Source organism: Clostridium sp. JN-9 (assembly GCF_004103695.1).
Classification (GTDB): domain Bacteria; phylum Bacillota; class Clostridia; order Clostridiales; family Clostridiaceae; genus JN-9.
In genome coordinates this window covers 2,330,889-2,357,019 of record NZ_CP035280.1, presented here as the reverse complement: position 1 = coordinate 2,357,019, position 26,131 = coordinate 2,330,889, and the positions used below count along the sequence as shown (strand labels likewise).

Annotated in this window: 22 protein-coding genes and 1 tRNA gene; 20 read left to right on the top strand and 3 right to left on the bottom strand. The window is 31.6% G+C overall.

Annotated features, from left to right (window positions below):
• Window positions 1-272: 272 nt before the first annotated feature.
• On the bottom strand, window positions 273-2,132 hold the full coding sequence (locus EQM05_RS11240) for an IS1634 family transposase (protein WP_128748972.1): 1,860 nt from the start codon (window positions 2,130-2,132) through the stop codon (window positions 273-275).
• Window positions 2,133-2,279: 147 nt separating this feature from the next.
• On the opposite strand from EQM05_RS11240, the gene EQM05_RS11235 reads away from it, so the two are divergent.
• From EQM05_RS11235 to EQM05_RS15805, 3 genes are all read left to right on the top strand, one after another.
• The gene (locus EQM05_RS11235) at window positions 2,280-2,486 is read left to right on the top strand and encodes a SelB C-terminal domain-containing protein (protein WP_243108055.1); all 207 of its coding nucleotides are present in this window, start codon (window positions 2,280-2,282) and stop codon (window positions 2,484-2,486) included.
• A gap of 67 nt (window positions 2,487-2,553) precedes the next feature.
• Window positions 2,554-2,650, top strand: a tRNA-Sec gene (locus tag EQM05_RS15810).
• 179 nt (window positions 2,651-2,829) lie between these two features.
• On the top strand, window positions 2,830-2,973 hold the full coding sequence (locus EQM05_RS15805) for a hypothetical protein (protein WP_164917270.1): 144 nt from the start codon (window positions 2,830-2,832) through the stop codon (window positions 2,971-2,973).
• A gap of 233 nt (window positions 2,974-3,206) precedes the next feature.
• Here EQM05_RS15805 and EQM05_RS11230 read toward each other — a convergent pair whose 3' ends face one another.
• On the bottom strand, window positions 3,207-3,761 hold the full coding sequence (locus tag EQM05_RS11230) for a hypothetical protein (protein ID WP_128750117.1): 555 nt from the start codon (window positions 3,759-3,761) through the stop codon (window positions 3,207-3,209).
• A gap of 518 nt (window positions 3,762-4,279) precedes the next feature.
• On the opposite strand from EQM05_RS11230, the gene EQM05_RS11225 reads away from it, so the two are divergent.
• From EQM05_RS11225 to holA, 5 genes are all read left to right on the top strand, one after another.
• The gene (locus EQM05_RS11225) at window positions 4,280-5,671 is read left to right on the top strand and encodes an ISNCY family transposase (protein WP_243108031.1); all 1,392 of its coding nucleotides are present in this window, start codon (window positions 4,280-4,282) and stop codon (window positions 5,669-5,671) included.
• Between the two features lie 278 nt (window positions 5,672-5,949).
• On the top strand, window positions 5,950-8,364 hold the full coding sequence (locus EQM05_RS11220; protein ID WP_128750116.1) for a cation-transporting P-type ATPase: 2,415 nt from the start codon (window positions 5,950-5,952) through the stop codon (window positions 8,362-8,364).
• Between the two features lie 83 nt (window positions 8,365-8,447).
• A complete protein-coding gene (locus tag EQM05_RS11215) occupies window positions 8,448-8,708 on the top strand; it encodes a hypothetical protein (RefSeq protein WP_128750115.1) in 261 nt (86 codons plus the stop codon).
• Between the two features lie 77 nt (window positions 8,709-8,785).
• A complete protein-coding gene (locus EQM05_RS11210; protein WP_128750114.1) occupies window positions 8,786-10,384 on the top strand; it encodes a ComEC/Rec2 family competence protein in 1,599 nt (532 codons plus the stop codon).
• Between the two features lie 14 nt (window positions 10,385-10,398).
• On the top strand, window positions 10,399-11,421 hold the full coding sequence (gene holA, locus EQM05_RS11205) for a DNA polymerase III subunit delta (RefSeq protein ID WP_128750113.1): 1,023 nt from the start codon (window positions 10,399-10,401) through the stop codon (window positions 11,419-11,421).
• Window positions 11,422-11,462: 41 nt separating this feature from the next.
• Here holA and rpsT read toward each other — a convergent pair whose 3' ends face one another.
• Complete coding sequence (rpsT, locus tag EQM05_RS11200; protein ID WP_128750112.1) at window positions 11,463-11,729, bottom strand: 30S ribosomal protein S20; 267 nt, start codon at window positions 11,727-11,729, stop codon at window positions 11,463-11,465.
• Window positions 11,730-11,936: 207 nt separating this feature from the next.
• On the opposite strand from rpsT, the gene gpr reads away from it, so the two are divergent.
• The 12 genes from gpr to mtaB all read left to right on the top strand — a co-directional run bounded on the left by gpr (window position 11,937) and on the right by mtaB (window position 26,104).
• Window positions 11,937-12,911, top strand: coding sequence for a GPR endopeptidase (gpr, locus tag EQM05_RS11195; protein ID WP_128750111.1), 975 nt, complete (start codon window positions 11,937-11,939; stop codon window positions 12,909-12,911).
• Between the two features lie 230 nt (window positions 12,912-13,141).
• Complete coding sequence (locus tag EQM05_RS11190; protein WP_243108054.1) at window positions 13,142-14,212, top strand: stage II sporulation protein P; 1,071 nt, start codon at window positions 13,142-13,144, stop codon at window positions 14,210-14,212.
• 85 nt (window positions 14,213-14,297) lie between these two features.
• Complete coding sequence (locus EQM05_RS11185) at window positions 14,298-14,639, top strand: hypothetical protein (protein ID WP_128750110.1); 342 nt, start codon at window positions 14,298-14,300, stop codon at window positions 14,637-14,639.
• A gap of 116 nt (window positions 14,640-14,755) precedes the next feature.
• Complete coding sequence (lepA, locus tag EQM05_RS11180) at window positions 14,756-16,567, top strand: translation elongation factor 4 (RefSeq protein WP_128750109.1); 1,812 nt, start codon at window positions 14,756-14,758, stop codon at window positions 16,565-16,567.
• Between the two features lie 15 nt (window positions 16,568-16,582).
• The gene (gene hemW / locus EQM05_RS11175; protein WP_128750108.1) at window positions 16,583-17,707 is read left to right on the top strand and encodes a radical SAM family heme chaperone HemW; all 1,125 of its coding nucleotides are present in this window, start codon (window positions 16,583-16,585) and stop codon (window positions 17,705-17,707) included.
• 196 nt (window positions 17,708-17,903) lie between these two features.
• Window positions 17,904-18,935 carry a heat-inducible transcriptional repressor HrcA gene (hrcA, locus tag EQM05_RS11170; RefSeq protein ID WP_205694207.1) on the top strand — a complete coding sequence of 344 codons (1,032 nt, stop codon included), beginning with the start codon at window positions 17,904-17,906 and terminating at the stop codon, window positions 18,933-18,935.
• A gap of 53 nt (window positions 18,936-18,988) precedes the next feature.
• A complete protein-coding gene (grpE, locus tag EQM05_RS11165) occupies window positions 18,989-19,675 on the top strand; it encodes a nucleotide exchange factor GrpE (RefSeq protein ID WP_347560225.1) in 687 nt (228 codons plus the stop codon).
• A 72-nt stretch (window positions 19,676-19,747) separates the two neighbouring features.
• Window positions 19,748-21,652 (top strand): molecular chaperone DnaK, encoded by a 1,905-nt coding sequence (gene dnaK / locus EQM05_RS11160; protein WP_128750106.1) that lies wholly within the window; start codon window positions 19,748-19,750, stop codon window positions 21,650-21,652.
• A gap of 195 nt (window positions 21,653-21,847) precedes the next feature.
• Window positions 21,848-22,984, top strand: coding sequence for a molecular chaperone DnaJ (gene dnaJ / locus EQM05_RS11155; RefSeq protein WP_128750105.1), 1,137 nt, complete (start codon window positions 21,848-21,850; stop codon window positions 22,982-22,984).
• A gap of 78 nt (window positions 22,985-23,062) precedes the next feature.
• On the top strand, window positions 23,063-23,998 hold the full coding sequence (prmA, locus tag EQM05_RS11150; RefSeq protein ID WP_128750104.1) for a 50S ribosomal protein L11 methyltransferase: 936 nt from the start codon (window positions 23,063-23,065) through the stop codon (window positions 23,996-23,998).
• Window positions 23,999-24,012: 14 nt separating this feature from the next.
• Window positions 24,013-24,774 (top strand): 16S rRNA (uracil(1498)-N(3))-methyltransferase, encoded by a 762-nt coding sequence (locus EQM05_RS11145; protein WP_128750103.1) that lies wholly within the window; start codon window positions 24,013-24,015, stop codon window positions 24,772-24,774.
• Window positions 24,775-24,790: 16 nt separating this feature from the next.
• Complete coding sequence (mtaB, locus tag EQM05_RS11140; RefSeq protein WP_128750102.1) at window positions 24,791-26,104, top strand: tRNA (N(6)-L-threonylcarbamoyladenosine(37)-C(2))-methylthiotransferase MtaB; 1,314 nt, start codon at window positions 24,791-24,793, stop codon at window positions 26,102-26,104.
• The last annotated feature ends 27 nt before the right edge of the window (window positions 26,105-26,131 follow it).

Genomic DNA, 26,131 nt, shown 5'->3' with positions numbered 1-26,131 from the left:
GGGTAAGGGTAATTATAACTATTTTTTCGACATATCGGTCTGTTGATTTACCAGCCATGTAAGAAAGTACAATAAAATACAATTCCAGTAAAAGTAAATCTTTTACTGGAATTTAGATGCGAAATCTCTGCTTTTTTAATTAAATTATTGAATTATTCATGAAATAAGGTATAATCTCATTTTCAACACTTAAATAAAAATTTAGAGAAGGAACCCCAGTAAATAGAGGCTTTCCTTCTCTTTTCTTATTTTAAAAATGTTGTATGAAAACATCAACTTAGAAATTTTTTTATTTTCTTATTCAGTTCTTTAGGAAGATAATATTTTTTATCTAAGCCTAAATTAAATAGGCCATTTAACGCTGTACATACTTGGCTTCCTGTATATGTTGCTGTATAAAAAGCATCCTGTGTATTCATGACATTCATATTACGTAGCGTTTCAAGAATATCATCTGCTGTAAAATGTGTTCCTTGCAGGTCTAGCTTGTTTTCAAGCAAACGATAAATTAGTAAAGACGTATAACAAATCATGAAGTGTGCAATAATCCTGTTGCGATTTCTGTGATAAACTGGTCTTGCATTAAAATTGCTTTTTAGTATCCGAAAACAATCCTCGATTTTATAACGGTTTGAATTTATAGTAAGTATTGATTTAGCATCATCATCCAAATTTGTGGCAACTGCGTAATACCCATCATATTTTTCTTCTCTATCAATGATAGATTGATCAATTTCATAGTGATCAGAGGCTTTTTCACCATTATTACCTTTTGATGTCCTTTTGATGAAACGTGTAACATCATGAGGTCCCTTTTTTATATTATCTATATTTTGATTGTTGAGTAAGTTCTTAGCCCGTTCAATCTGCGCATTTCTGATATGCCTTTGATATTCCATCATTTTTCTTGAAAATGTAATTATGATTTTTTGCTTTAGAAATGCTTTTGATTTTACAATTCTGGACTTACCGTTTTTATATGTTCTCTTTTCATATAGGCCAACATCCATGGCGCTGTCTGCATCTATGATTTTGTAAACAGTATCGTTATAAATGGGTAAATTCTTTTTATCAAATCTATCGAATCCCTTCATAAAACTGATAGTAATAGGAGAATCATCAGAAATCCGACGATAATCAAAATCATTAAAAACAGCTTCCTTTAGTTTGTCTGAAAGTTTTTTTACAGACTGGGTTACAATAAAGGCTCTTCCACCCATGGAGTTAAATTTTCTTATATTAAATGAGCCAAGTCCTGCATCAGCACAGTAAATGAATTGTTTATTTTTAAACATTTTTGTGATTTTCTGTTCCAGTGGAACTGCACATTTCTGCTCATTGTCAGAACCAGAGTTAATGCACATTGATATAGGGATTCCATCTCCGTCCATAAATAGGCCCATCTGCACAATTGGATTGGGACGGTGTTCTTTTGAAAGGCCGTATCTGCGAAGACCTTTGAGAATCTCGCCAGTGGCTTCATCTACGTATTCATCGTCCTCATCTTCTGATTCAAAATAATAATTTGTACAGTCGAAATAACATATGGAAGTGTTTCTTTTTATGATGTTATTACTATTAATGAATAAATGTTCCAAATATTCGTCGTAGTTATCCTCTAACAAATCCATGAAGCGTAAAATATGCTGGTATTCAAAGTATGGTTTTTCGTAATAGGAATCAAGTTTGTCAAATGTCCCTAGTTTTGATGTTGGTTCTAAAATCCTTGCAAAGGTAAGGAAACGGTTGATTGTATTACAATCAAAGGTAATCTTTGAATTACTGTTGATATCATGAAAAAAATCTGAAAGTTTGAGGTCGTGATATATATGTTGCAGAATAAAATAACCGACATTAAGTAGCGCGGATTTGGATGCGATATTTTTTGTAGGTGAAAGCTTTTCGCTAAAGTCAACCTTTAAGTTTATGTCGATTTTCCCTTCCTTATATTCTTTATTGAATTCCTCAACCTGCTTTTTTGCATATTCAAGAGGATCAGTGGTAATTGCTAGCAGCTCAGAATATTTTCCAATTCGTTTTACATTTTTTGTAGTGGTCTTCTTACCATTTCTGATTCCCATCTGAATGAAGTAAGTAGGATCTTTAGATTTTTTATCGTAATTCAATTTCATATAATATCACACCTCACTTCTATTATAACATATAATACAACACCATACAACATATAAAACGCAAAATTTGACAAGAAAAAAATCAGGAAAGCCTTGTATTTAAAGCATTTTCTGACCATATAAGTTCATTATGTATTGGAGTAAGTGTTGAAAACCCGCATACTTGAGAAAAACTGTTATGAGGAAGCAAAGAAATTAATATATGATTATATTAAAAAAAATGGAAGCATAACTGCTGCACAGTGGAGAGATTTATTAAATACTTCAAGAAAGTATGCAGTAGCGCTGTTAGAGAATTTTGACAGCATCAAATTAACAAAGAGAATTGATGACAAAAGAGTGCTCCAAGATTAATGCAAAGATCAAATTATTTGACTTTTTATAATATATACTGTAAAATTATTAAACGTAAAGGTAGTATGGGGGTAGATAGGTGCTGGTGTGCCTGCCAGTCTTCAAAACTGTGCTGACTTGCTAAGACCAGGTTGGGTGGGTTCGATTCCCACATACTCCCGCCAGTTTGAATTTTAAAAGGCGTTGATATAAAAGAGTTTAAGCAAATTTATGGTGTTTTGCTTAGGCTCTTTTTTACTGCTATTTTAAAATATAATTTTACAAAAAAATATTATAATATTTAAAGGAATAAATTATGATGTGTAGAATACTGCTAATAAAGGATTTAATGGGGGTAAAAATAATGGCAGATAATAATTTAAAGAAAGCCAGCGTATCAGATAGAATTAAAGAAATGTCTCCAAGGAAAAGACTTATTATCCTATCTGTAATTATATTTTTAATTACAGTGGCGCTGGAGGCTTACAGCATTTATACTAGTAAATAATAATATATATTAAAGGGGGCTGTCGCATTAGCAGTTAAAACTGCTGATGCAAGGCTCATTTTTTATTGAAGGCTGAAACTAAAAATTAAAAAAGGATTTGAAAAATCCAGAGCCGATAGGCTGCCCCTTAAAACCCAAAGATTAAAGTCTGTTCTTTAATCTTTCCTGCTTTAGATATATGGCTCTTTTATTAAATAGTGTTGATAAAGTAACAAGTTCCCGTTAGGGACAAGTCAATTAAAACTGACTTCAGCATTCCTCATATTTATATATGTATTTTGAATATTAATTTTACTTATTTCTTCTATAAATTTATTTATCGCAGATAAAATATTATTAAAATTAACGTTCTTTAAGAATTTGAATAAGCTTAAATAATTATTTAAATATTTCGTTGCTACTCCTCTAAAACGGTATATCCATTCCATGCAGTCACATCTATATTTTACTGCTTCAGAGCTATTATCAAGGAATTTATTAATCTCCCTTATTTTCTTTCTTTTAAAGAACATGGCAAAAAAGCTTTTCGGCCTTGAGACTGCCTGCTTATTTTTATTTAATATTTTTCCAATATAATTTTCCATATCCATTGCATTCATACGTCCCATTCCCACTGCTCTGGAATAAATATTTTTATGTGAATCCAGTGCTGTAATAACGCAGACTTTATTATTGCTGATATTAATGTAACTTACGCTTTGATCATGAACTCTCTTTTCATCATGTTCAATGCCTTTCTGTCCCTTCCGGGAGAATTTTAAGAAAAAATTTTCAATAATAGATTTCAAAGTAAATCAGCTATTTAAGCTTCTCAAAAAACTGTAGAAGCATCAGTATTTTTGCTCGCTTAAATAACGATTTACTAAATGAAATTATAAAGTTCAAACTTTCCCTGCATTTTATTTTGTTTAACTATTTTTAGTTATTAAAACCTATGATTCACTTAATCAATTGAGTTTTTGGTTTTTCTGCAAAGAAAAACTACCTTATTTAATCTTTGTTCTTTAATCTTTGTTCTTTTGATGAAGTCCTATTCACATCAACATTATTATTTAAAAGAGCCATAGGTGTCTATAGAAAGTAAATATCTAAACACCACAATATATTGCATGTAAATTCATTAGTGCGACAGCCCCTTTTATTTTTTTAAAATAATGTTTAGTTATAAAGATGTCAATTAAAGAAGAATTTTTTTTATACGAATTATGATTGATTTATGATAATGTCTTAATATACCACATATGATTATGTCCCAAATGCAAAAAATATAGTATAATGATACCTCAAGAGAATTGAGGTGGACATAATGAGAAAGGTAAATTTAACTATGAAAGAAAATGATAAATATACAACTATAAAGAAATTGGTCGAAACAAATGGAAACAAGAAGAGGGCATCCCTTTATCTAAGCTGCTCTATTAGACATATTAATAGAATGATCAAAGGATATCAGGAACAGGGAAAGGCTTATTTTATTCATGGTAATCATGGGAGAAAACCAGTCCATACACTTGATGATGAGACAAGACAATTAATTATTGACCTTTATCGTACCAAATACTCTGATGCTAATCTCACCCACTATTCTGAGTTATTAGAGAAGCATGAGCATATCAAAGTATCCATTAGCACCATCCGTTCAATCCTTATGCAGGAATTCATCCTGTCTCCTAAGGCTAAGCGTGCTACAAGGAAAAAGGTTAAAGCTCAATTAGAGGAATTGAAGAATGTAGCCAAATCTCCAAAAGAGGTTTCTAACATTCAGAATGCAATTATTGCAGCTGAAGATGCACACCCGAGGCGCCCTAGATGTGCTTACATAGGTGAGATGCTCCAGATGGATGCTTCACAGCATCTTTGGTTCGGTAAGAATAAAACCCAATTACACATTGCTGTAGATGATGCTACAGGTGCTATTATGGGAGCTTATTTTGACTCACAAGAGACCCTAAACGGGTATTACCATGTGTTACACCAGGTACTCACGGAACACGGTATCCCTTATATGTTATTTACAGATAGACGTACTGTATTTGAATACAAAAAGAAAAAGTCCCCTTCAGTTGAAGAGGATACTTTCACTCAGTTTAGCTATGCCTGTAAACAGTTAGGCATAGGAATTAAGACAAGCAGTGTTGCCCAAGCTAAAGGGCGCGTAGAAAGAATGTTTCAGACGTTACAATCACGCCTCCCTTTAGAAATGAGGCTAGCTTGTATCAGCACAATTGAGCAAGCAAATGAATTCTTAAACTCATACATAAAAGAATTCAATGCCCAGTTTGCTTTACCAGTTGATAATATCAAATCTGTCTTTGAAAAACAACTAGATATTGAAAAAATAAATTTAACACTTGCCGTATTAACCAGTAGGAAGGTTGATAACGGAAGCTGCATCAAATTCAAGAAAAGTTATTACCTCCCTATGGATTGTAATGGATATGCTGTACATTACCGAAAAGGTACTTCAGGTATGGTAATTCAAGCCTTTGATGGTGGAATGTTCTTTTGTGTTGATGAAAAGGTATATGCTCTAGATCTATTACCAGAACATGAACTTACATCAAAAAGCTTTGACCTTGCAGCTCCTGCGGGGCAACCAAAAAAACGTTATATTCCTCCAATGAGTCATCCTTGGAAACAAGCTTCTTTTGAACGTTATCTTAAAAAGCAGAAACATAGGCAGGAAAATATAGCATAAAAGTAAATGCCATAATATTACTATTCCTCCTTTTAAGTATAAAACTCAGAAGGCTTATTAAGCATACCCAAAATCCAGGAAAGCCTCATTATTTATTTTAGAAGTAAAACCTAACTAAAAAGCACCAGAAAACTGGTGCTAATGTTTTAAATATTTTGGGACATTTTCAAAAATGCTTGACATTAAAGAAGAATTTTTTTTATACGAATATTAAAATGAATAACATAGACAAAGTTAATTATCTAATGGTTTATATATAGCTGCACGGAGGTAGTAAAATGACAGCATGGCATAATATTACATGGGTTGAGGTACTAAAGGAATTAAATACTGACATAAATAAAGGATTAAGTACAGCACAAGTAGAAGAGTGCAGAAAAAAGCATGGAAATAACAGCTTGAACAGCCCTAAGGCAGAAAAGCTCATGTGGGTTATTTTAGATGAGGTTAAACAGGTTTGGAGCATTTTAATTCTTATTACAATTGCACTGCTTTTTGTTATAAAAACATTTATACCTGCAGTGATCTTAATTTTTTATTATATTTTTCACATAGCTGTAACATTATCTAATGCAGCCAGGGAAAATAAAAAATTACAGGAACTGAATAATTTAAATAAGATAACAACAGCTGTTGTAAGGGATGGACATATAACAAGAATTCCCTGCGAAGAATTGGTGAAGGGTGATATTGTTCTGCTGCAAAGTAACGAAATGGTACCTGCAGATATAAGAATTCTTGAATGTAATAATTTAAAAGTAAAAGAGTCTTCCATAACTGGTGAAAAGGCAATAGTTGATAAATTTTCTGCAAGAATTGAAGAAGAGGAAATTCCAATTTCTGAAATGAAAAATATTTTATTCAGAGCATCTGCCATTATAGAAGGAGATGCTACAGGTGTAGTCATAGCTGCTGGAATGGAAACTCAGATTGCAAGAATAATATCATATATATATAAAGAAAATAAAAGCCCTAATTTTATAAATAAATATTTTAAAAAAACGGTTAATCAATTTACATTAATAATAACAATTTTGGCGCTGATTTTTATAATTCCTTCCTTGATACATGCAAATAATTTAGAATCATCATTAAAAACTTTAACACTGATTATTATTTTATGCACACCTTTCTCAAGCAGTTTTATGCTTAATGTGGTATCAGCATATGTATTGTCAAAACTTAAAAAAAAGGGAGTAATATTAAAAAATCTTTCCACAGTAGAAAATCTATCTAAAATTGATTTGCTGTGTATAGATAAATATGGTTTCTTTTCCGATAATGAAATGCTCATTGAAAAAATGTATATACCAAATGAAATAGTGGAACCTTATAATATGGACTTAAATGAGGTTGACGTAGTGGCCATAAACAGGCTGATCAGCATAGGAGTATTATGTAATGATTCCGTTTTCACTTCTAATGGAATTACAAATTATAAAGATGACCCAATAGAAATTTCATTAGTTAAATATGGAGATAAGATAAATATTAGAAAGAAACAGCTGGAAAGGGAACAGAGGAGAATTTTTCAGATCCCTTTTGATTCTCACAGAAGGATAATGACAACGGTGAATAAATTTGAAAATAATTATAGGGCAAATGTTAAAGGAGCTGTTGATTTTTTAATAGATAAATGTACTCAAATCAATAAAAATGGAATAGAAAGAGAAATTACGGAAGAAGATAAAAAGCTGATTAAGGATACGGATATAACTTTTTCGGGGAAAAGCTTAAATGTTATTGCACTGGCTTACAGGAATTTTAGTTATGAACCCAGCGAAAAGGAAAATATAGAAAGCAATCTGGTGTTTTCAGGACTTATAGCCTTTAGCAATCCAATTTGCGATGATACAGAAGAAAATATTAAATTACTTAAAATGAATAATATAAAACCAGTAATTATTACAGAAGAAAATAGAGTTACTGCATTTTATTCATGTAAGAAGCTTAATTTAATAAAATCTCCTAATCAAATTCTATCTGGAATTGAAATTGATAACACTTCAGAAGAAGAATTTAACAGGGTAGCTGATAAGATTAACATTTTCTCCAGAATCAGTCCTTTTAATAAGGAAAAACTTTGTGAATTTTACAGAAACCAAGGAAGAGTGTTCGCCATGGCAATAGGAAAGCTTATTGATTTTACTTCACTGATGATGGCAGATGTTGGAATAGGCTATGGTAAAAGCAGTATTGTTAAAAATTATTCTGATGTATATTTAGAGGAAACCAGCTTAGGGAAAATAATATCAATAATAGAAAGTTCAAAAAAGATAATTATCAATATAAAAAATATTTTAACTTACCTATTTAGCTGTGTTGTTTTTCAGACAAGTTATTTTGTAATTAAGAAACTATTCAATTTTGATATTTATTTAAACTTTTATGAAGCATTATTTGTAAATTTAGTTACAGTTTCTATTTTTTCATTTTTAATCATTTTCAATTTTGAAAAGGTGGATAACTATTATTTTCAGCAGGAATTTAATAAAAGTTTTTTAAAAGAAGGTTTTTGGAAATCATTTTTTACAGGCATAGCATCATCCATAATATGTATGGCAATATTTTTAGCCATTTATGTAATTATACATTTCTTTGGAATAAGCTCAAATATATTGAACTACTATGATTTCATTGGGATAAACTTATTATGTTGTATAATGTTTTTGAAGTATGTAAGAATAAAATAATGTTTATATAGAAATCTCCATAAAAACCAGTGATTAAAGCAATATATTATGGATAAACTATAATTATGGAGGTGGGTAAAATAATGTTTGAGGATGTGTTTGAAACAGTTATTAAGGGCAGTAACACAGTGTATTTGAACATACCTGAGGATGAATACTTTATTAACTATGACGAAATTAATAATACTGCAGCTTTGGAGATTGCAAATAATTACTTTTATTCTAAGGGAAGAAATGTAATACCTTCTGTTGAAGACATTGATTATGATGAATCAATTCATAATATAAAGATTAATGTTAAAGTTCAGCAGCAGGATAAAATGGAGAGTAAATTAAGACAGTGAAAAGACCGCTTATTTATTATTGTATTGCAATCTTGTTAGGGTGCCTGTCCTCCTCAATTTTTATAAATAACGTTTTTTTGGGTGCAGCATTAGCTGCATCTTTTTTAGCCGTTATTTTTTTCTGCGAAGAAAGAAAAGATTTTATTTTTATATTTATTTTCTTTATTATAGGTTTTATAAGCTTTTACAACTATTTTAATATTAATATTGGTAGTAGTGCAGAAATAACTGTTATAGATAAATCCTATGGAAAAACAATAGGCGAATTTCGTGGAAGAAAAATAATTTTAACAGGAAATACAAAGGAACTTTCTATTGGTAACAAAGCTATATTAAATGGAGAATTTAATCATAAAAACAATTACTCCTATGGAGAAATTGGTGAATACAATATCCATGATTATAAAATCACAAAAAATACATATTTGTTTTCCATAGATAAATTTAAAGAAAAATTATACAGTCATTATAATAACCTTATTGGAGAAAAATATGCATCACTTACAATGTCACTATGTTTTGGTGAGACTAAGTATTTATCACAAAGTGAAAAGCAGGACTTTAAGCGGCTTGGAGTTATACATGCAGTAAGTGTCTCTGGAATGCACTTATCATTAATATATTTAGCTCTTGAAAAAGTCAGCGGAATTTATATTTCCACTTTATTATCTTTAGTATATGTTGTATTTACAGGCTGTAAAGCTTCAGCCATTAGATCTTTTATTATGATATTAATTTTAAAATTTTCAAAAAAGGTTTATAAAAATTACGATTCACTATCTTCTTTAAGCATGTCTGCCGTGCTTATTTTACTTATAAAGCCGTACTATATTTTTGATATTGGATTTATACTATCTTATTTATCAACACTAGGAATTTTACTTTACTATAAAAAGATAAAAAGACTTTTGTATTTACTGCCGGAAAAGCTGGCTGAATCTTTGAGTTTAACACTTAGTGCCCAATTATTTTCATATCCATGCATATCTTTTACCATAAAAAACTTTGGTATAATATTTATATTAGGCAATATCTTTTTACTGCCTTTATATTCTGCGGTAGTTATACTAGGAAATATAAGCCTATTATTTTATAATATAAACTTTATGTTTAATCTTTTAGTATTTGCTATAAAACTTACATTTATATCTATTGATGGAGCAATGTATTTCTTAATGAAAACAGGAGCGCCATTAATTAATTTGGATTTTATTGATGGTATAGGACTTATTGGTATTTATCTATCTTATCTGCTTTATAAACATAATTATCATAAAATAAAATACTTACCGCTAATAATATTATTTACCGTAAGTATTTATAAATTCCCCATAATACCATCTATAGATTTTTACTCTGGAAATGGTTACAGCCTGGTTTCAATTATATATAGAAAAGAAAGAATTTTGATTTGCAATTATGATGAAACATTAGGCAAAGAGATGATTAAGATAAAAGATGATATAAAACCTAATAAAATTATTACTAATCCCAGGGGGAAAAGGAGTTTATATTTAAATCCTATGCTGCAGGTTGTTATATCTGATACCTATGTAATGATTAAAAATAACAGACATTATGATATAATAAAATTGCCTCTAGTATATGACAATAGTGTAAAAAGCAAATCTAAACACTATAAATTATTATTTACTAAAGCATACAGAATTTATTAATAGGATGTGGTAATATGCTGAACTTATTGCAGTTTGAATCAGAATTAAAAAATGGATTGAATAAAAATTGTATTGTGTTTTGCGGTCAGGATGAAACATTAATTAAAGATTATATAAATGAAATTGTAAAGAAGACTGTTTCGGATGATTTTAAACAGTTGAATTATATTAAAATTGATGGTACAAATTTTGAATTCAGCAGCATTATAAATGCATGTGAAACACTTCCATTTATGAGTGATAAAAAAATAGTGGTGTTATACAGAGCTAATTTTTTATGTGACAATGCAGATAGTAAAAACAATAAACTTTTTGAAGATATAAATTCCTATATAGACAAAATTTCTCCTTATACAATTTTAATAATGTACTATGTTTTTGATAATAAAAGGGAAAAGCCCTCTAAAAAATTATTTAAACTTGATAAAAAATCATATGTTGTAAAGGCAGATAAAATAAGGGGTGCAAACCTGGAACAAAAGGTAAGGAATCTTATGCATGGTAATAATAAGGAAATTGGAAAGGTAGAATTAAGATTATTCTGCAATAAGCTGGACAATAACATGGGAATAATTGAAAATGAAGTTGAAAAGCTTTGTTGTTACACAATGGGAAGAGAAATTACAAAACAGGACATAGAGGACATGTTTCCAAAGAAAAGTGATGAGGATATCTTTGATATGGTAGATTTCCTGGGACAAAAAAAAGCTGATAAGGCAATAAATATAATGAATGAACTTATTTATAAGGGGGAAAAGATTCCTTATATACTTTATATGGTTGAAAGACAGTTTAAACTGCTTTTAAACATAATCCTTGGATTGGAAGCAAAGAAAAATAAAGATATACTTACTAAAGAACTTAGGTTAAATCCATATATTTGTGAAAAATTAATAGCCCAGAGCAAAAGGTTCACTATAAAACAGATAGAAAATGCAGTGGATTATTGTCTGGACTGTGAAATAAAATTAAAGAGCTCCACAATCGATAGTAAAATATTAATGGAAATGTTAATAATAAATATAGTGGCTGCATAAAAACAAAAAAATAAATAACCGGTATAAAACCGGTTTATTTATTATGCAAGAGCTTTGTTTAACTTTGCAGCCAATCTTGATTTTGTTCTAGCAGCTTTGTTATTATGAATTACAGATTTTGTTGCTGCCATATCTAATGCCTTTGCAGTTTTAACATATTCAGCCTTAGCTTCTTCAGTATTGCCACTGATTAAAGCAGTTTCAAACTTTTTAATTGTAGTTTTTAATGCTGATTTTATCATTCTGTTTTCATGAGTTCTTTTTTCTGTAGTTTTTATTCTCTTTTTAGCTGATTTAATGTTTGCCATTCTTTCACCCCCTTGTATTTTTATAGGGTCCCTGCAGTTTTGGGGAAAATCTGCGTACGTTTCTAGTTTATTTAACAAATGCTATTATAACATTATTAAGAAAACACTTCAAGAGAAATATTGTAAAAATCCTTATATTAATATTTATGTATTATAGTATTGCTTTAGGGTAAAAATATTATTATAAATAAACATGGGAGTGGTAGAATGAATAGCGTGAGAACAGATTTAGCCGTTGAGGCAAAGGAAATATATGAAAAGCAGAGTAAAAAGAAGATACAGGGTGTAAGCGTAGATGAACACACTGAAGGAGAAATTAAAATAACTAATGTTAAAATTCTTGATGAACAAGGTGAAAAAAAATTAGGAAAACCTATGGGAACATATATTACCATTGATATGCCCAAGTTAACTCAATATGATAGTGACATGATGGACGAAGTAAGCAGGATACTTGCAAAAACATTAAGCAGTATGGTGAAAATTGAAGAAAGCATGACAACAATGGTAGTTGGCCTTGGAAACTGGAATGTAACTCCAGATGCTCTTGGACCAAAGGTTATATCAAGACTTATGATAACAAGACATTTAAAACAGTTAATGCCAGATAGTATTGACGAAGGAATCAGACCAGTCTGCGCTTTATCACCAGGTGTTCTGGGGCTTACAGGTATTGAAACGGGTGAAGTAATAAAGGCAGTAGCCGATAGAATTAAGCCTAATCTGATTATATGTATAGATGCACTTGCATCAAGAAGAATGGACAGAGTAAACAGAACAATACAAATAGGAGATACTGGAATTTCACCAGGATCTGGAGTAGGTAACAGAAGGATGGAGATAAGTCCAGCTACTATGGGAGTTCCAGTTATTTCTATCGGTATTCCCACCGTTGTAGATGCTGCCACCATGGCAAATGATACTATAGATATGGTACTGGATACAATGATATCCCAATCAAAAAAAGACAGCAGCTTTTATTCTCTTTTGAAATCCATTGATAAAGATGAAAAACAAAAGATGATTTCAGAAATTTTACAGCCATATCTGGGAGATTTAATGGTTACACCAAAGGAAGTAGACACGGTAATTGATTCTGTATCAAAAGTTATAGCAAATGGAATAAATATATCACTTCAGCCTGCCTTAGATTTAGATGATATTAATAAATACATCAACTAAATGCAAAGATTAAAGATTAAAGATTAAAGATCAAATAAGGATAGTTTTGCCTTTGGGCAAAACTTAAATTAATGATTTTCTGCTTTGCAGAAAATCAACCTTCTTTGTTCTCTGTTCTTTAATCTTTGTTCTTTATTTATATATATTTAAAAATAGTTATATTTTTAAATATATATAAATATAATTTTCTTATAGGATATTTATTATTTTACTTGTGGGGCGGTGGGGGAATGAACTTAAGAGCAAAAATGGGAAAGAACATGTTTATTATAATTATAATGGCATCAGCAGTATTTATAATACTTATTTCCGGAAGTGCTTTTGCTGAAAGTAAAGATGCAGTGAAAAGGGGAAATATGTTATATGTACAAGTTGTCAATTATACAATGCCGCTGCTTAAGGTAACATCATTTAATGATGAGGTTATGGTAGAAAATAATTTTTCTTTTAAGGAAAAGGTTCTGGACATTATTGGACTAAATATTGCTGATCCAGGCTCTATTATTGAAAGAGAAATGGCTTTTTTGGGCATTGGGAATGGAAGTATAAAATTATCTCAGGATAATAATTTTAGTAAGGTGTTATTCAATCCATTTAAATTAAATGAAAGTGAAATATCAAAAAACAGCGCAGGAGAATCGAATCAGAATAATGCTGCTGTAAATGTTTATAACCCAAAATTAAAGAAGACACTAAATGCAGCCAAACCAGAGGTATTTATTTATCATACTCATACCACTGAAAGCTTTCTGCCAGGAGATTATGATAAGCTTGATCCAGCACAAAATATCTGCTCTGTAGGAGAATTAGTAAAGAAGGAATTGGAAGAAAACTATGGAATTGCTGTTATTCATGACACCACCATTCATAATGTTGAGGACTATTATCAGTCATATAATAAATCAGCAGTGACTGTGGACAAATATTTAAAACAATATAAGGATTTCAAATTAGTTATTGATATGCATAGAGATTCAGTTCCAAAAGAAGCTGCTACAATAAAGCTCAATGGAGAAAATGTAGCTAAGTTTATGTTTGTTATGGCAAAGAAAAATCCACATTATGATAAGAATATAAGTGATGTTAATAAGTTAATGAGTATATCAAATAAATTATTTCCAGGCCTTTGCAAAGGATTATATGGTGAATATAATTATGGAACAAGATACTTTAATCAGGATAAGAGCAATAATGCCATGCTTATAGAAGTTGGATCAGATACAAACCAATTATCAGAAGCCCAGGCATGTGCTAAATATTTGGCAAGAATAATTGCTGAGTATATAAGTGGTAGTAATTGAATAAAAATGTGGAAATGGTACATCCTTATTATTAGAGAAAGTATGTGTTTATTATACTTTATTTAGTGAAAGGAGTACTTTTTTTATGAGAAAAAGAATTATACTTATTACTATAATTTCCTTTTTTATTGTACTGCAGGGATTTTTAATAATAAGCAGCAGGATGGATCAATTTATCAAAGATAAATCCAGCTTTTCCGTAACATATAAAATTTCACCTCTTGAGCTTGAAATTGATACAAATAAATATATTATGGATATAAGTAGAAAGTCATTTGATGAATTTGTCAATATTAAATGGGAACAATTAAGAGAAAATATAAATAAACTTAATACTTCTAAAAACAGTATATTTAATGGTGCAGCAAAGGAAGTTAATAAAATTTCAGAAGTTATATATGACACATTTAACGGAAGTGTAAAGTAGTTAAAATTAAGTTCTGACATCTTTCCACAAATAATGAGTTATGCTATAATTGACATTGATTATGTTGGAGTACATTGCATAAACTGCATTAATAATATAACAATGGAGGTATAAGCATGCAAAGCGAAAGACAAAAACACATTAGAAATTTTTCAATTGTTGCACATATAGATCATGGTAAGTCAACTTTAGCTGATAGATTAATTGAACTTACAGGAACATTAACAAAAAGAGAAATGGAAGAACAGGTTCTGGACAATATGGAATTGGAGAGAGAAAGAGGAATCACTATTAAATCTCAGGCAGCAAGGTTAGTCTATAAGAGACCTAATGGTGAGGAATATACATTGAATCTTATAGATACTCCAGGACATGTGGATTTTAATTACGAGGTTTCCAGAAGCCTGGCTGCCTGTGAGGGAGCTGTTTTAGTAGTAGATGCTACCCAGGGAATTCAGGCTCAGACTTTGGCCAATTGTTATTTGGCATTAGATCATAACCTTGAAATTGTACCTGTAATAAATAAGATAGATCTGCCAAGTGCAAGACCTGATGAGGTTAAGCAGGAAATTGAAGATGTTATAGGAATAGAGGCACAGAATGCACCACTGATATCTGCTAAGACAGGACTGAATATTGAGGATGTTCTGGAGGCAATAGTTGAAAATGTACCTGCACCTGAAGGGGATGAGCAGGCACCTTTAAGAGCATTAATATTTGATTCCTACTATGACAGCTACAGGGGTGTAGTTTCACATATTAGAATAAAGGAAGGTACTATTAAGCCTGGAGTTTCCATTAAGCTTATGGCTACAGGAAAGGTATATGAAGTTACAGAAGTGGGAGTTTTTGTACCAAACTATTTGCCTGTAGAACAGCTGCAAGCCGGTGATGTTGGATATTTTACTGCTTCAATTAAAAATGTCAGGGATGCCAGAGTTGGTGATACTGTTACGGAAAGTAAAAGACCAGCCAAGGAGCCGCTAGTTGGATACAGGCCAGCAGTTCCTATGGTATTCAGTGGAATATATCCTGTAGATGGTGCAAAATATAATGAATTAAAAGATGCACTTGAAAAATTACAGGTAAATGATGCAGCTCTCTCTTTTGAGCCGGAAACATCAATTGCATTGGGATTTGGATTTAGATGCGGCTTTCTTGGACTTCTTCATATGGATGTTATTCAGGAAAGAATTGAAAGGGAATTTAATTTAGAGATCATTACAACTGCACCATCAGTAATATATAAAATCTGTAAGTCTGATAATACTATAATTGAGCTTACAAATCCAACAAATCTGCCTGATATTTCTGAGATAAAATATATGGAAGAGCCTATTGTTAAAGCTTCAATAATTACTCCATCTGAATATGTAGGAGCAGTAATGGAGCTATCACAAAGCAGACGTGGTACATTTATGGATATGCAGTATATTGAAACCACAAGAGTTGTATTAAATTATGAAATACCTCTCAATGAAATTATTTATGACTTCTTTGATGCTTTGAAATCGAGGACCAAGGGTTATGCATCATTAGATTATGAACTTAAAGGATATAAAGAGGCTAAGCTGGTTAAACTGGATATCCTGTTAAATAGTGAAATGGTAGATGCACTTTCCATGATTGTTCCTGAAGAGAGGGCATATGCTAAGGGAAGAAAGATAGCTGAAAAGCTGAAAGAAATAATTCCAAGACAGTTATTTGAAGTCCCAATACAGGCATCAATAGGAGGAAAAATAATTGCCAGAGAAACTGTTAAGGCTATGAGAAAAGATGTTTTAGCAAAGTGTTACGGAGGAGATATTTCCAGAAAGAAAAAGCTTCTTGAGAAGCAAAAAGAAGGCAAAAAGAGAATGCGGCAGGTAGGAAATGTTGAAGTACCTCAGGAAGCATTTATGGCAGTTCTTAAAACTGACGACAACTAAAAGAAGGGAGTTTTTATGAATAAAGCAATAGGTTTATATATTCATATACCATTTTGTAAACAAAAATGTTTATATTGTGATTTTCCATCCTTTAGCGGTAAGGATGATCTTATGAAGGAATATTCAATAGCTTTAAGCAGGGAAATAGATAAAAACTCTTCTTTATTATATAAAAGCATTTTTATAGGTGGGGGAACACCCACCTATTTATCTTTAAATTCATGGGAAATCATTAAAAGCAGTATAGATAAATTACATAAAACAGATGATCTGGAATTTACAATAGAAGCTAATCCAGGAACTCTGAATAAAGATATACTTTTACTATTTAAAGACATGGGAGTAAACAGGCTCAGTATTGGATTGCAGTCCTGTGATAATAATATTTTAAAAACAATTGGAAGGATCCATAATTACAGTGATTTCATAACAGCATACGAAATGGCAGAAAAGATGGGATTTAATAATATTAATGTAGATTTAATGTTTGGACTGCCCAATCAGACCATGAAGCAATGGAAGATGACTTTAAACAGTATAGTGAAATTAGCGCCAAAGCATATATCGTGCTATAGTTTAATTGTAGAAGAGGGGACTCCATTTTATAATATGCAGCAGTCCGGGAAGTTAAATTTACCATCTGAAGAAACAGAGAGAGAAATGTACCATTATGCAGTAAATTTTTTAAGAGAAAATGGTTATAATCAATATGAGATTTCAAATTTTGCAAAAGAAAATATGGAATGCAGACATAATATAATTTACTGGGAAGCAAAAGAATATATGGGCTGTGGAAGCGGAGCACATTCTTTTTATAATGGAGAAAGGTTTAGCAATAAAGTCAAAATTGAGGATTATATTAATTCTATGAGAGAAAATAATAATGCAGTGGATGAAATATATAAAAATTTAGAGAAAGACAATATGGAAGAATTTATGTTTATGGGATTAAGAATGACTGATGGAATATCAATTGAAGAGTTTCATAAAAGATTTAATATAGATATCTTTTCAATATATGGACATATTATTAATAAATTTATAAATAACTCCTTATTAATAATGAAGAATGGAAGGATATTTTTATCACCAGAAGGTATAGAAGTATCAAATAGTGTTATGTGCGAATTTATTTTATAGTACCTGCACTATGAAGAAATAAGGAAGAATAGTTGCTTAATAAGATATAAACAAATATTAATTACTGTAAATAAATAAAAATGTAATAAATTAAATGCAAAGGGTATTGACAAATAAAAAGGGTAGTGATATTTTTTAATCATAGTAGTTAGCACTCAACAACGATGAGTGCTAATAAAGAGGTGATGGTATGGAAATGGATGAAAGAAAAATTAGAATACTTGAGGCAATTATTAATGATTACATCAAGACAGCCGAACCAGTTGGATCCAGAACCATAGCAAAAAAGTATAACTTGGGAATCAGTTCTGCAACTATAAGAAATGAAATGGCAGATTTGGAGGATATGGGATATTTGGAACAGCTGCACAGCTCTTCTGGAAGAAAGCCTTCAGATAAGGGGTATAGACTTTATGTTGACAAATTGATGCGCATTCAGGAATTGTCACCTCAGGAAGAGCTTTTAATAAAGAGCCATGTTTTAGATGCTGCACTTTATGAAGCCGATAAAATGATAAAACAGGCTACGTTGTTATTATCTGAATTAACAAAACTAACCTGTATAGTTAAAGCTCCTTCTGTAGGAAAAAGCTGTATAAAGTCTATGCAGCTGGTAAGTTTGGACAACTATAATATGCTGCTGTTAATAGTTACAGACAGCGGTATTATAAAAAACAATATAATAAAGATTTCAAAGAAAACAAATGCAGATAAGCTGCTTAAATTCAATAACATTTTGAATGACAGATTAAAAGGATTATCAATTGAAGAGATAAACTTAGAGGTAATTAACAATCTAAAAAATGATTTTGCTGGGTATGAGGATATTTTTAATTCTATAATACCTGCATTATATGAAAGTCTAAACATTTCGGATAATTCCAATATATATATGGAGGGAACAACAAATATATTCAATTACCCGGAGTATAATAATATTACAAAAGCTAAGGATTTTCTTTCCATGCTTGAAGATAAAGTAAAGGTAAGCGGTTTGCTTAGTTCAAACTCTAAAATTTCAGTTAAGATTGGAGAGGAAAATCCTGTAGAGGATGCAAAGGAATGCAGTGTAATATCTGCAATATACAGTTTAGGGGATAGACCATTAGGCTCAATTGGCGTTATTGGACCAACCAGGATACCCTATTCTAAGATAATAACTATAATAGCTAAAATAGTTAAAGAAATTAACGATGGATTATCAAATGTTTACTTTGATGATAGATGACTTTGTAAAACACAAAATTTAAAATGCGCATAGCTTGAATGGAGGAAGGTTGAATGGAAAACAAAAAAAAAGTAAATGTCCCAAAGGACGAAGAAGCAAATATTCCAAAGGATGAAGAAACAGATATACCAAAGGATGAAGAAGATATGCCAGAAAATAATGAAGCAGAACATGAGGTAAATGATACAGATAATCATCAGAAAACAAATGAAGTATTAGAAGATAAAGACTCAGAAAATGAAGAGGAATTAAAACACAGGGATAATATTATAACTGACCTTACAAAAGAGAATTTAAAGCTTAAAGATGATAATGAGAAAATTAATAATGAATTAGAAGCTTTAAAGGAAAGACTGGTAAGAAATTCAGCAGAATACGAAAACTATAGAAAAAGAACAGCTAAGGAAAAAGAAGGAATCTATACGGATGCCTGCGAAGATATACTTAAATCATTTTTACCAGTGCTTGATAATTTGGAAAGAGCCGTTTCTGCAGAGGGAGATTTAGAATCATTGAAAAAGGGTGTTGATATGACTTTGAAACAATTTAATTCAGCACTTGATAAATTAGATGTAGTTGAAATACCTTCAGAAGGCGAATTTGATCCAAATTTTCACAATGCAGTAATGCATGTTGAAGATGAGAATCAGGGTAAAAATAAAATAGTTGAAGTATTTCAAAAGGGATATAAAAGAGGAGATAAGGTATTAAGATTTAGTATGGTTAAGGTTGCAAATTAATATATAATTTTATATTTTATAAATTTGAATAATAACGAAATATTTCTTTAATATTAGGAGGGAAATAATAAAATGTCAAAGGTAATAGGTATCGATTTAGGAACAACAAATTCATGTGTAGCAGTAATGGAAGGCGGGGATCCAGTTGTAATCCCTAACTCTGAAGGAGCCAGAACAACCCCATCAGTTGTATCATTTCAGGCAAATGGGGAAAGATTAGTAGGTCAGGTTGCAAAAAGACAGTCAATAACAAATCCTGACAAGACAATAATGTCTATAAAGAGACATATGGGAACAGATTACAATGTAACAATTGATAATAAAAAATACACACCTCAGGAAATATCAGCAATGGTATTACAAAAACTTAAAACAGATGCTGAGGCTTATTTAGGAGAAAAAGTAACTCAGGCAGTAATTACAGTACCTGCATATTTTAATGACAGTCAAAGACAGGCAACAAAGGATGCCGGTAAAATAGCCGGACTTGAAGTGCTGAGAATTATAAATGAACCAACAGCAGCATCACTTGCTTATGGACTGGATAAAATGAATAAAAGCCAGAGGATTTTAGTTTATGATTTAGGCGGTGGTACATTTGATGTTTCTATACTTGAATTAGGTGATGGTGTATTTGAGGTTAAATCAACAAATGGTAATACAAAATTAGGCGGAGACGATTTTGATCAGAAAGTAATGGATTATATAGCTGAAACATTTAAATCTGAAAATGGAATTGATTTAAGAAATGATAAAATGGCTCTTCAAAGATTAAAAGAAGCTGCAGAAAAAGCTAAAATAGAGCTTTCTTCATCAATGCAGACAAATATTAACTTACCATTTATTACTGCAGATGCAACTGGTCCAAAACACATTGATATGAATTTAACCAGGGCTAAATTTAATGAATTAACACATGATCTGGTTGATGCAACTACTGAACCAATGAGAAAGGCACTTTCGGATGCCGGATTATCAATGAATGAAGTAGATAAGGTAATTTTAGTTGGAGGTTCTACAAGAATTCCTGCTGTACAGGATGCTGTAAAGAGCTTTACAGGTAAAGAGCCATCAAAGGGTGTTAACCCTGATGAATGTGTTGCTGTAGGTGCTGCAATACAGGCTGGTGTATTAACTGGTGATGTAAAAGATGTTTTACTTCTTGATGTAACACCTTTAACACTGGGAATTGAAACTTATGGTGGAATAGCTACTCCATTAATAGAAAGAAATACAACTATACCAACAAGAAAGAGCCAGGTATTCTCAACAGCTGCAGATGGTCAGACTTCCGTTGAAATACATGTAGTTCAGGGTGAAAGACAAATGGCTGCAGATAACAAGACATTAGGAAGATTTACTCTTTCAGGAATAGCTCCTGCACCAAGAGGAATTCCACAGATTGAAGTTACATTCGATATAGATGCAAATGGTATAGTAAATGTTTCTGCTAAAGATAAGGGAACAGGAAAAGAAGCTAATATTACTATTACAGCATCAACTAATTTAAGTGATGATGAAATAGATAAGGCTGTTAAAGAAGCTGAAAAATTTGCAGAAGAAGATAAAAAGAGAAAAGAAGGTATAGAAGTTAAAAATAATGCTGATCAAATGGTTTATCAGTGTGAAAAAACATTAAAGGATTTAGGAGATAAAGTTTCTCCACAGGATAAAACAAATATTGAAGATAAGATTAAAGCCGTTAATGCTGTAAAAGACGGACAGGATCTTGAAGCAATAAAGAAGGCTACTGAAGAATTAACACAGGCATTTTATGCAGTATCATCAAAGATGTACCAGGCTGCCGGAGCAAATGGCGCAAATGGTGCTGGAGCAGGTGCAGGTGCTGGAGCTGGTGCAGGTTTCGATCCAAATAACATGGGTGGAACAAATGCAGGAGCAAACAATGATAAAAAAGATGGTAATGTAGTGGATGCCGACTTTAAAGTAGATGATGACAAAAAAGACAATAAATAATAATGACAAATTCAATGTTTAGTATATAATATATATTATGAGATTAAGGGAAGGGTATATCTACTCCTCCCTTAATTTGAGTAGATAACAGCACTATAACTAGGAAGTAAGAACTAAGAACTAAGAAGTAAAAACTGTTAACTGTTAACTCTTAACTGTTAACTCTTAACTGAATTAAAGGGTGGTGAATAAAGGGTGGCAAACAAGGACTATTATGAAGTATTGGGACTTCAAAAGGGTGCCAGTGATGATGAAATTAAAAAAGCATTTAGAAAATTAGCATTAAAATACCATCCAGACAAAAATCGAGGAAATAAAGAGGCTGAAGAAAAATTCAAAGAGATAAATGAGGCTTATCAGGTTTTATCTGATCCTCAAAAAAAGGCACAATATGATCAGTTTGGAACAGCAGATTTTTCCGGCGGTGGTGGATTCGATGCCTCCAGCTTTGATTTTTCAGATTTTGGTGGATTTGGTGATATATTTGACAGCTTTTTTGGAGGCGGTTTCTCAGGCGGCGGACGAAGAAGAAAGAATGGCCCTGAAAGAGGCGCAGATCTTGAATATACTATAACTTTAAAGTTTGAAGAAGCTGTTTTTGGCACCGAAAAGGAAATATCAATTAATAGAAGTGAAACTTGTGAAAAGTGTCATGGAACAGGAGCTAAAAATGGAACACATCCAAAGACCTGCGATAAATGCGGAGGAACAGGTCAGGTAAGAACTCAAAGAAGTACACCATTTGGAAACTTTGTTAATATGACAACCTGTGATAAATGCGGAGGAAAAGGTACAATAATATCAGAACCTTGTCATAGCTGTGGTGGAACAGGTAAAGTAAGAAGACAAAGAAAAATAAAAGTTAATATACCAGCAGGTGTAGATACAGGTAATGTTATGCCTTTAAGAGGTCAGGGAGAACATGGAAATAATGGAGGACCTGCAGGAGATTTATATATAAATATCAGAGTTTTGCCTCATGCTGAATTTAAGAGAAAAGGATCTGATATTTATATTGACAGACATATTGGTTTTGCACAGGCTGCACTAGGTATGGAACTCAGTGTACCTACCGTAGATGGTGATGTGAAATATACAGTACCTTCCGGCACTCAGCCTGGAACAATTTTCAGATTGAGAAACAAAGGTGTTCCAAAGGTTAACAGCAAAGGCAGAGGAGACGAATATGTATCTATTGTAGTAGATATTCCTAAGAGTCTTACTCAAAAACAGAAGGAAGCTTTAATGATGTATATGGTAGCAAGTGGAGACATGCCAGAAGGGGAACAAAAAAAATCTTTTATGGACAAATTTAAAGATAGTTTTAAATAAATTAAAACTTCGTTTGCCATGTTGACAAACGAAGTTTCTTGCATTTAAATCTAATTATAGTTTTTAGGAGGAAGAAAAATGGATAAGGATTGGTTAGAGGTTTCAATAATAACCAGCAGCCAGGCAGTAGAAGCAGTAACTGGAATATTATATAATACACCAGTTAACGGAATTTCTATAGAAGATCCAGAGGACATAGAGTTTAAGAAGAAACATCCTGGTGACTGGGATTATTTTGATGAATCTCTTCTGAAAGTAAAAGAAGGAGCAGTAATTAAAGGATACTATAAAGAAGATGAAGATTTTGAAAATCATTTAAATTACATAAAAAGCAGTATTGAGAATTTAAAGGAATTTGGTATAGATAAAGGTAAAGGACTTGTAACAGTTACAAAAGTTAATGAAGAAGATTGGGAAAATAACTGGAAAAAATATTACAAACCTGCCAAGGTAGGAGAAAAAATTGTGGTAAAGCCAATTTGGGAGAACTATGCTGCTAAGGATGATGAAATTGTGGTAGAATTAGACCCTGGAATGGCATTTGGCACTGGAACCCATGAAACTACAAGAATGTGCATAAAGGCTCTGGAGAAGCATGTACACAGTGATTCTGTTGTGTTTGACATTGGAACCGGATCTGGAATACTTGCTATATCTGCGGCAAAACTTAATGCAAAAAGGGTAATTGGGGTAGATTTAGATCCTGTGGCAGTTAAATCTGCATCAGAAAATGTAAAATACAATAAATTAAACAATATTGAAATAATTCATGGAAATCTTATGGATGTTGTGCAGGGAAAAGCCAATATTGTAGTTGCAAATATAATTGCAGATGTTATTATATTCTTAACAGACTGCGTTAAAGATTTCATACTTCCAGGAGGAAGATTTATTGCATCCGGCATAATAAATTCAAGAAAACAGGACGTAATTGATAAGTTCAATAGTGCCGACCTTCAAATAGAGGAAGTAAACGAAGAAGGCGAATGGGTTTGTATTACAGCTAAATTGTAAATAGAGGAGAGACTATGAATAAGTTTTTTGTTCCTAAAATTAATTTTCATGGAGATATGGCTACAATTGATGGAGAGGATGTAAAACATATTTATAAGGTTTTAAGGCTCCATGAAGGTGATGAAATATTCTTAAACAATTGTGAGGGAAAAGAATTTATTGGTGAAATATCTGAAATAAACAAAAAACAAGTCATTGTTAAAATAAAGGAAACCATAAATACATATAATGAAAGCCCTGTGGAATTTTATCTATATCAGGGTATGCCAAAGTCAGGCAAAATGGATTTAATTGTTCAAAAAGCTACGGAACTAGGTGTTAAAGAAATAACGCCACTATTAACTGAAAGAGTTGTGGTTAAAGGCGGAACATCAGAATTTAAAAAAGCTGACAGATGGAATAAAATTGCATTAGAGGCCTGCAAGCAATGTAAAAGATCTTTAATACCTGTAACAAATACTCCCATTGAGTTCAGTACTTTTATAAGTAAAAAAAATGATTTTGATATTATTGTAGTCCCATATGAAAATGAAAATGGATATGGTATAAAGAAATTAATTCAATCTTTTAGTAAAAGTGAAATTGAAAAGATAAAAAAAGCTGCTGTAATTATAGGACCTGAGGGAGGCTTTGAAGAAGAAGAGATAAAACAGCTAAAGGATGCAGGAGCTTACATAGTTACCTTAGGGCCGAGAATATTAAGGACTGAAACAGCTGGATTTGTCTGCATTTCATTACTTGGATATGAATTAGGTGATTTAGGGGGCAGCATATAAAAAGGGAGGAAATTTAATGAAGGTTGCTTTTTCTACATTAGGCTGTAGAGTTAATATATATGAAACAGAAGCAATGTGTGAAAAGTTTATCAAACAGGGCTATGAAATTGTACCATTTGATAGCTTTTCAGATGTTTATGTTATAAATACCTGCACAGTTACTAACATGGGTGATAAAAAATCCAGACAAATGATAGGCAGGGCCAGAAGACAGAACGAAAATGCTATTATTGCAGTTGTTGGGTGCTACTCACAAATTGCTCCAAATGAAGTATCTAAGATTTCTGGGGTAGATGTGGTGCTTGGAACTAGAAATAAAGGAGACATTGTGTACTGGGTCAACAGAGCCAGAGAAGAAAATAAAAAAATTATGCAGGTCAATGATGTACTTAAAAATAAGGTGTTTGAGAATTTAGTAATTGAGGAATATCAGGATAAAACAAGAGCTTTTTTAAAAATCCAGGATGGATGTAACAGATTCTGCTCCTATTGCCTCATTCCTTTTGCAAGGGGAGCTGTGTGCTCAAAGGATCCATCAGTAGTTATAAGTGAAGTAAGAGAACTTGCAAAACATAATTTTAAAGAAGTAATTTTATCAGGTATCGACATGGCATCCTATGGAAGCGACTTAAATGAAAATTGGGATTTGGCTAAATTGTTAGAGGCAATTGAAGAAATTGATGGCATTGACAGAATAAGAATAGGATCAATGGATCCTGCATATTTTACAAAAGGAATAGCTGAGAGATTGGGTAAACTTAATAAACTCTGTCCTCATTTTCATTTATCACTGCAAAGCGGATGCAATGAAACTTTAAAAAGAATGAATAGAAGATATACCACAGAGCAGTATAAAAAAATACTGGATGATTTAAGAACTCACATACCAGGAGTGTCCATCACAACTGATATAATAGTGGGTTTCCCTGGGGAAACGGAAGAGGAATTTAATGAAACTTATGAATTCCTTAAAAGCATAAAACTAAGTAAGATGCATATATTTAAATTTAGTCCCAGAAAGGGAACAAAGGCTGCTTCAATGGAAAATCAGATAGATGGTAATATTAAAGAATATAGAAGCAGTGCACTAATGAAATTAAATATTTCACTAGAAAAAGAATTTATGAATAAGTTTATAAATACAACTCAGAAGGTTTTGTTTGAGCAGAATGTTCAGGGAGATCATGACTATTATGAAGGATATACTCCTAATTATATAAAGGTAATTGTTAAGAGTGATAAGGACATTCGCGGTAGTATATTAGAAACAAAATTAATATCTGTAGAAGAAGAGCATATGAAAGGAAAAGCTTTTACAGTTTTGAGTTAAAAGTTAAGAGTTAAGAGTTTGTGGTTT

What these genes read in the sequence shown, in the direction of transcription:
- grpE (WP_347560225.1), top strand. Translation starts at nt 18,989, where the DNA reads ATGGAAAACAAAAAAAAAGTAAATGTCCCAAAGGACGAAGAAGCAAAT.
- EQM05_RS11215 (WP_128750115.1), top strand. Translation starts at nt 8,448, where the DNA reads ATGTTTGAGGATGTGTTTGAAACAGTTATTAAGGGCAGTAACACAGTG.
- holA (WP_128750113.1), top strand. Translation starts at nt 10,399, where the DNA reads ATGCTGAACTTATTGCAGTTTGAATCAGAATTAAAAAATGGATTGAAT.
- EQM05_RS11225 (WP_243108031.1), top strand. Translation starts at nt 4,280, where the DNA reads ATGAGAAAGGTAAATTTAACTATGAAAGAAAATGATAAATATACAACT.
- EQM05_RS15805 (WP_164917270.1), top strand. Translation starts at nt 2,830, where the DNA reads ATGGCAGATAATAATTTAAAGAAAGCCAGCGTATCAGATAGAATTAAA.
- EQM05_RS11145 (WP_128750103.1), top strand. Translation starts at nt 24,013, where the DNA reads ATGAATAAGTTTTTTGTTCCTAAAATTAATTTTCATGGAGATATGGCT.
- rpsT (WP_128750112.1), bottom strand. Translation starts at nt 11,729, where the DNA reads ATGGCAAACATTAAATCAGCTAAAAAGAGAATAAAAACTACAGAAAAA.
- EQM05_RS11185 (WP_128750110.1), top strand. Translation starts at nt 14,298, where the DNA reads ATGAGAAAAAGAATTATACTTATTACTATAATTTCCTTTTTTATTGTA.
- EQM05_RS11240 (WP_128748972.1), bottom strand. Translation starts at nt 2,132, where the DNA reads ATGAAATTGAATTACGATAAAAAATCTAAAGATCCTACTTACTTCATT.
- lepA (WP_128750109.1), top strand. Translation starts at nt 14,756, where the DNA reads ATGCAAAGCGAAAGACAAAAACACATTAGAAATTTTTCAATTGTTGCA.
- hemW (WP_128750108.1), top strand. Translation starts at nt 16,583, where the DNA reads ATGAATAAAGCAATAGGTTTATATATTCATATACCATTTTGTAAACAA.
- prmA (WP_128750104.1), top strand. Translation starts at nt 23,063, where the DNA reads ATGGATAAGGATTGGTTAGAGGTTTCAATAATAACCAGCAGCCAGGCA.
- EQM05_RS11190 (WP_243108054.1), top strand. Translation starts at nt 13,142, where the DNA reads ATGAACTTAAGAGCAAAAATGGGAAAGAACATGTTTATTATAATTATA.
- dnaK (WP_128750106.1), top strand. Translation starts at nt 19,748, where the DNA reads ATGTCAAAGGTAATAGGTATCGATTTAGGAACAACAAATTCATGTGTA.
- gpr (WP_128750111.1), top strand. Translation starts at nt 11,937, where the DNA reads ATGAATAGCGTGAGAACAGATTTAGCCGTTGAGGCAAAGGAAATATAT.
- EQM05_RS11220 (WP_128750116.1), top strand. Translation starts at nt 5,950, where the DNA reads ATGACAGCATGGCATAATATTACATGGGTTGAGGTACTAAAGGAATTA.
- hrcA (WP_205694207.1), top strand. Translation starts at nt 17,904, where the DNA reads ATGGATGAAAGAAAAATTAGAATACTTGAGGCAATTATTAATGATTAC.
- mtaB (WP_128750102.1), top strand. Translation starts at nt 24,791, where the DNA reads ATGAAGGTTGCTTTTTCTACATTAGGCTGTAGAGTTAATATATATGAA.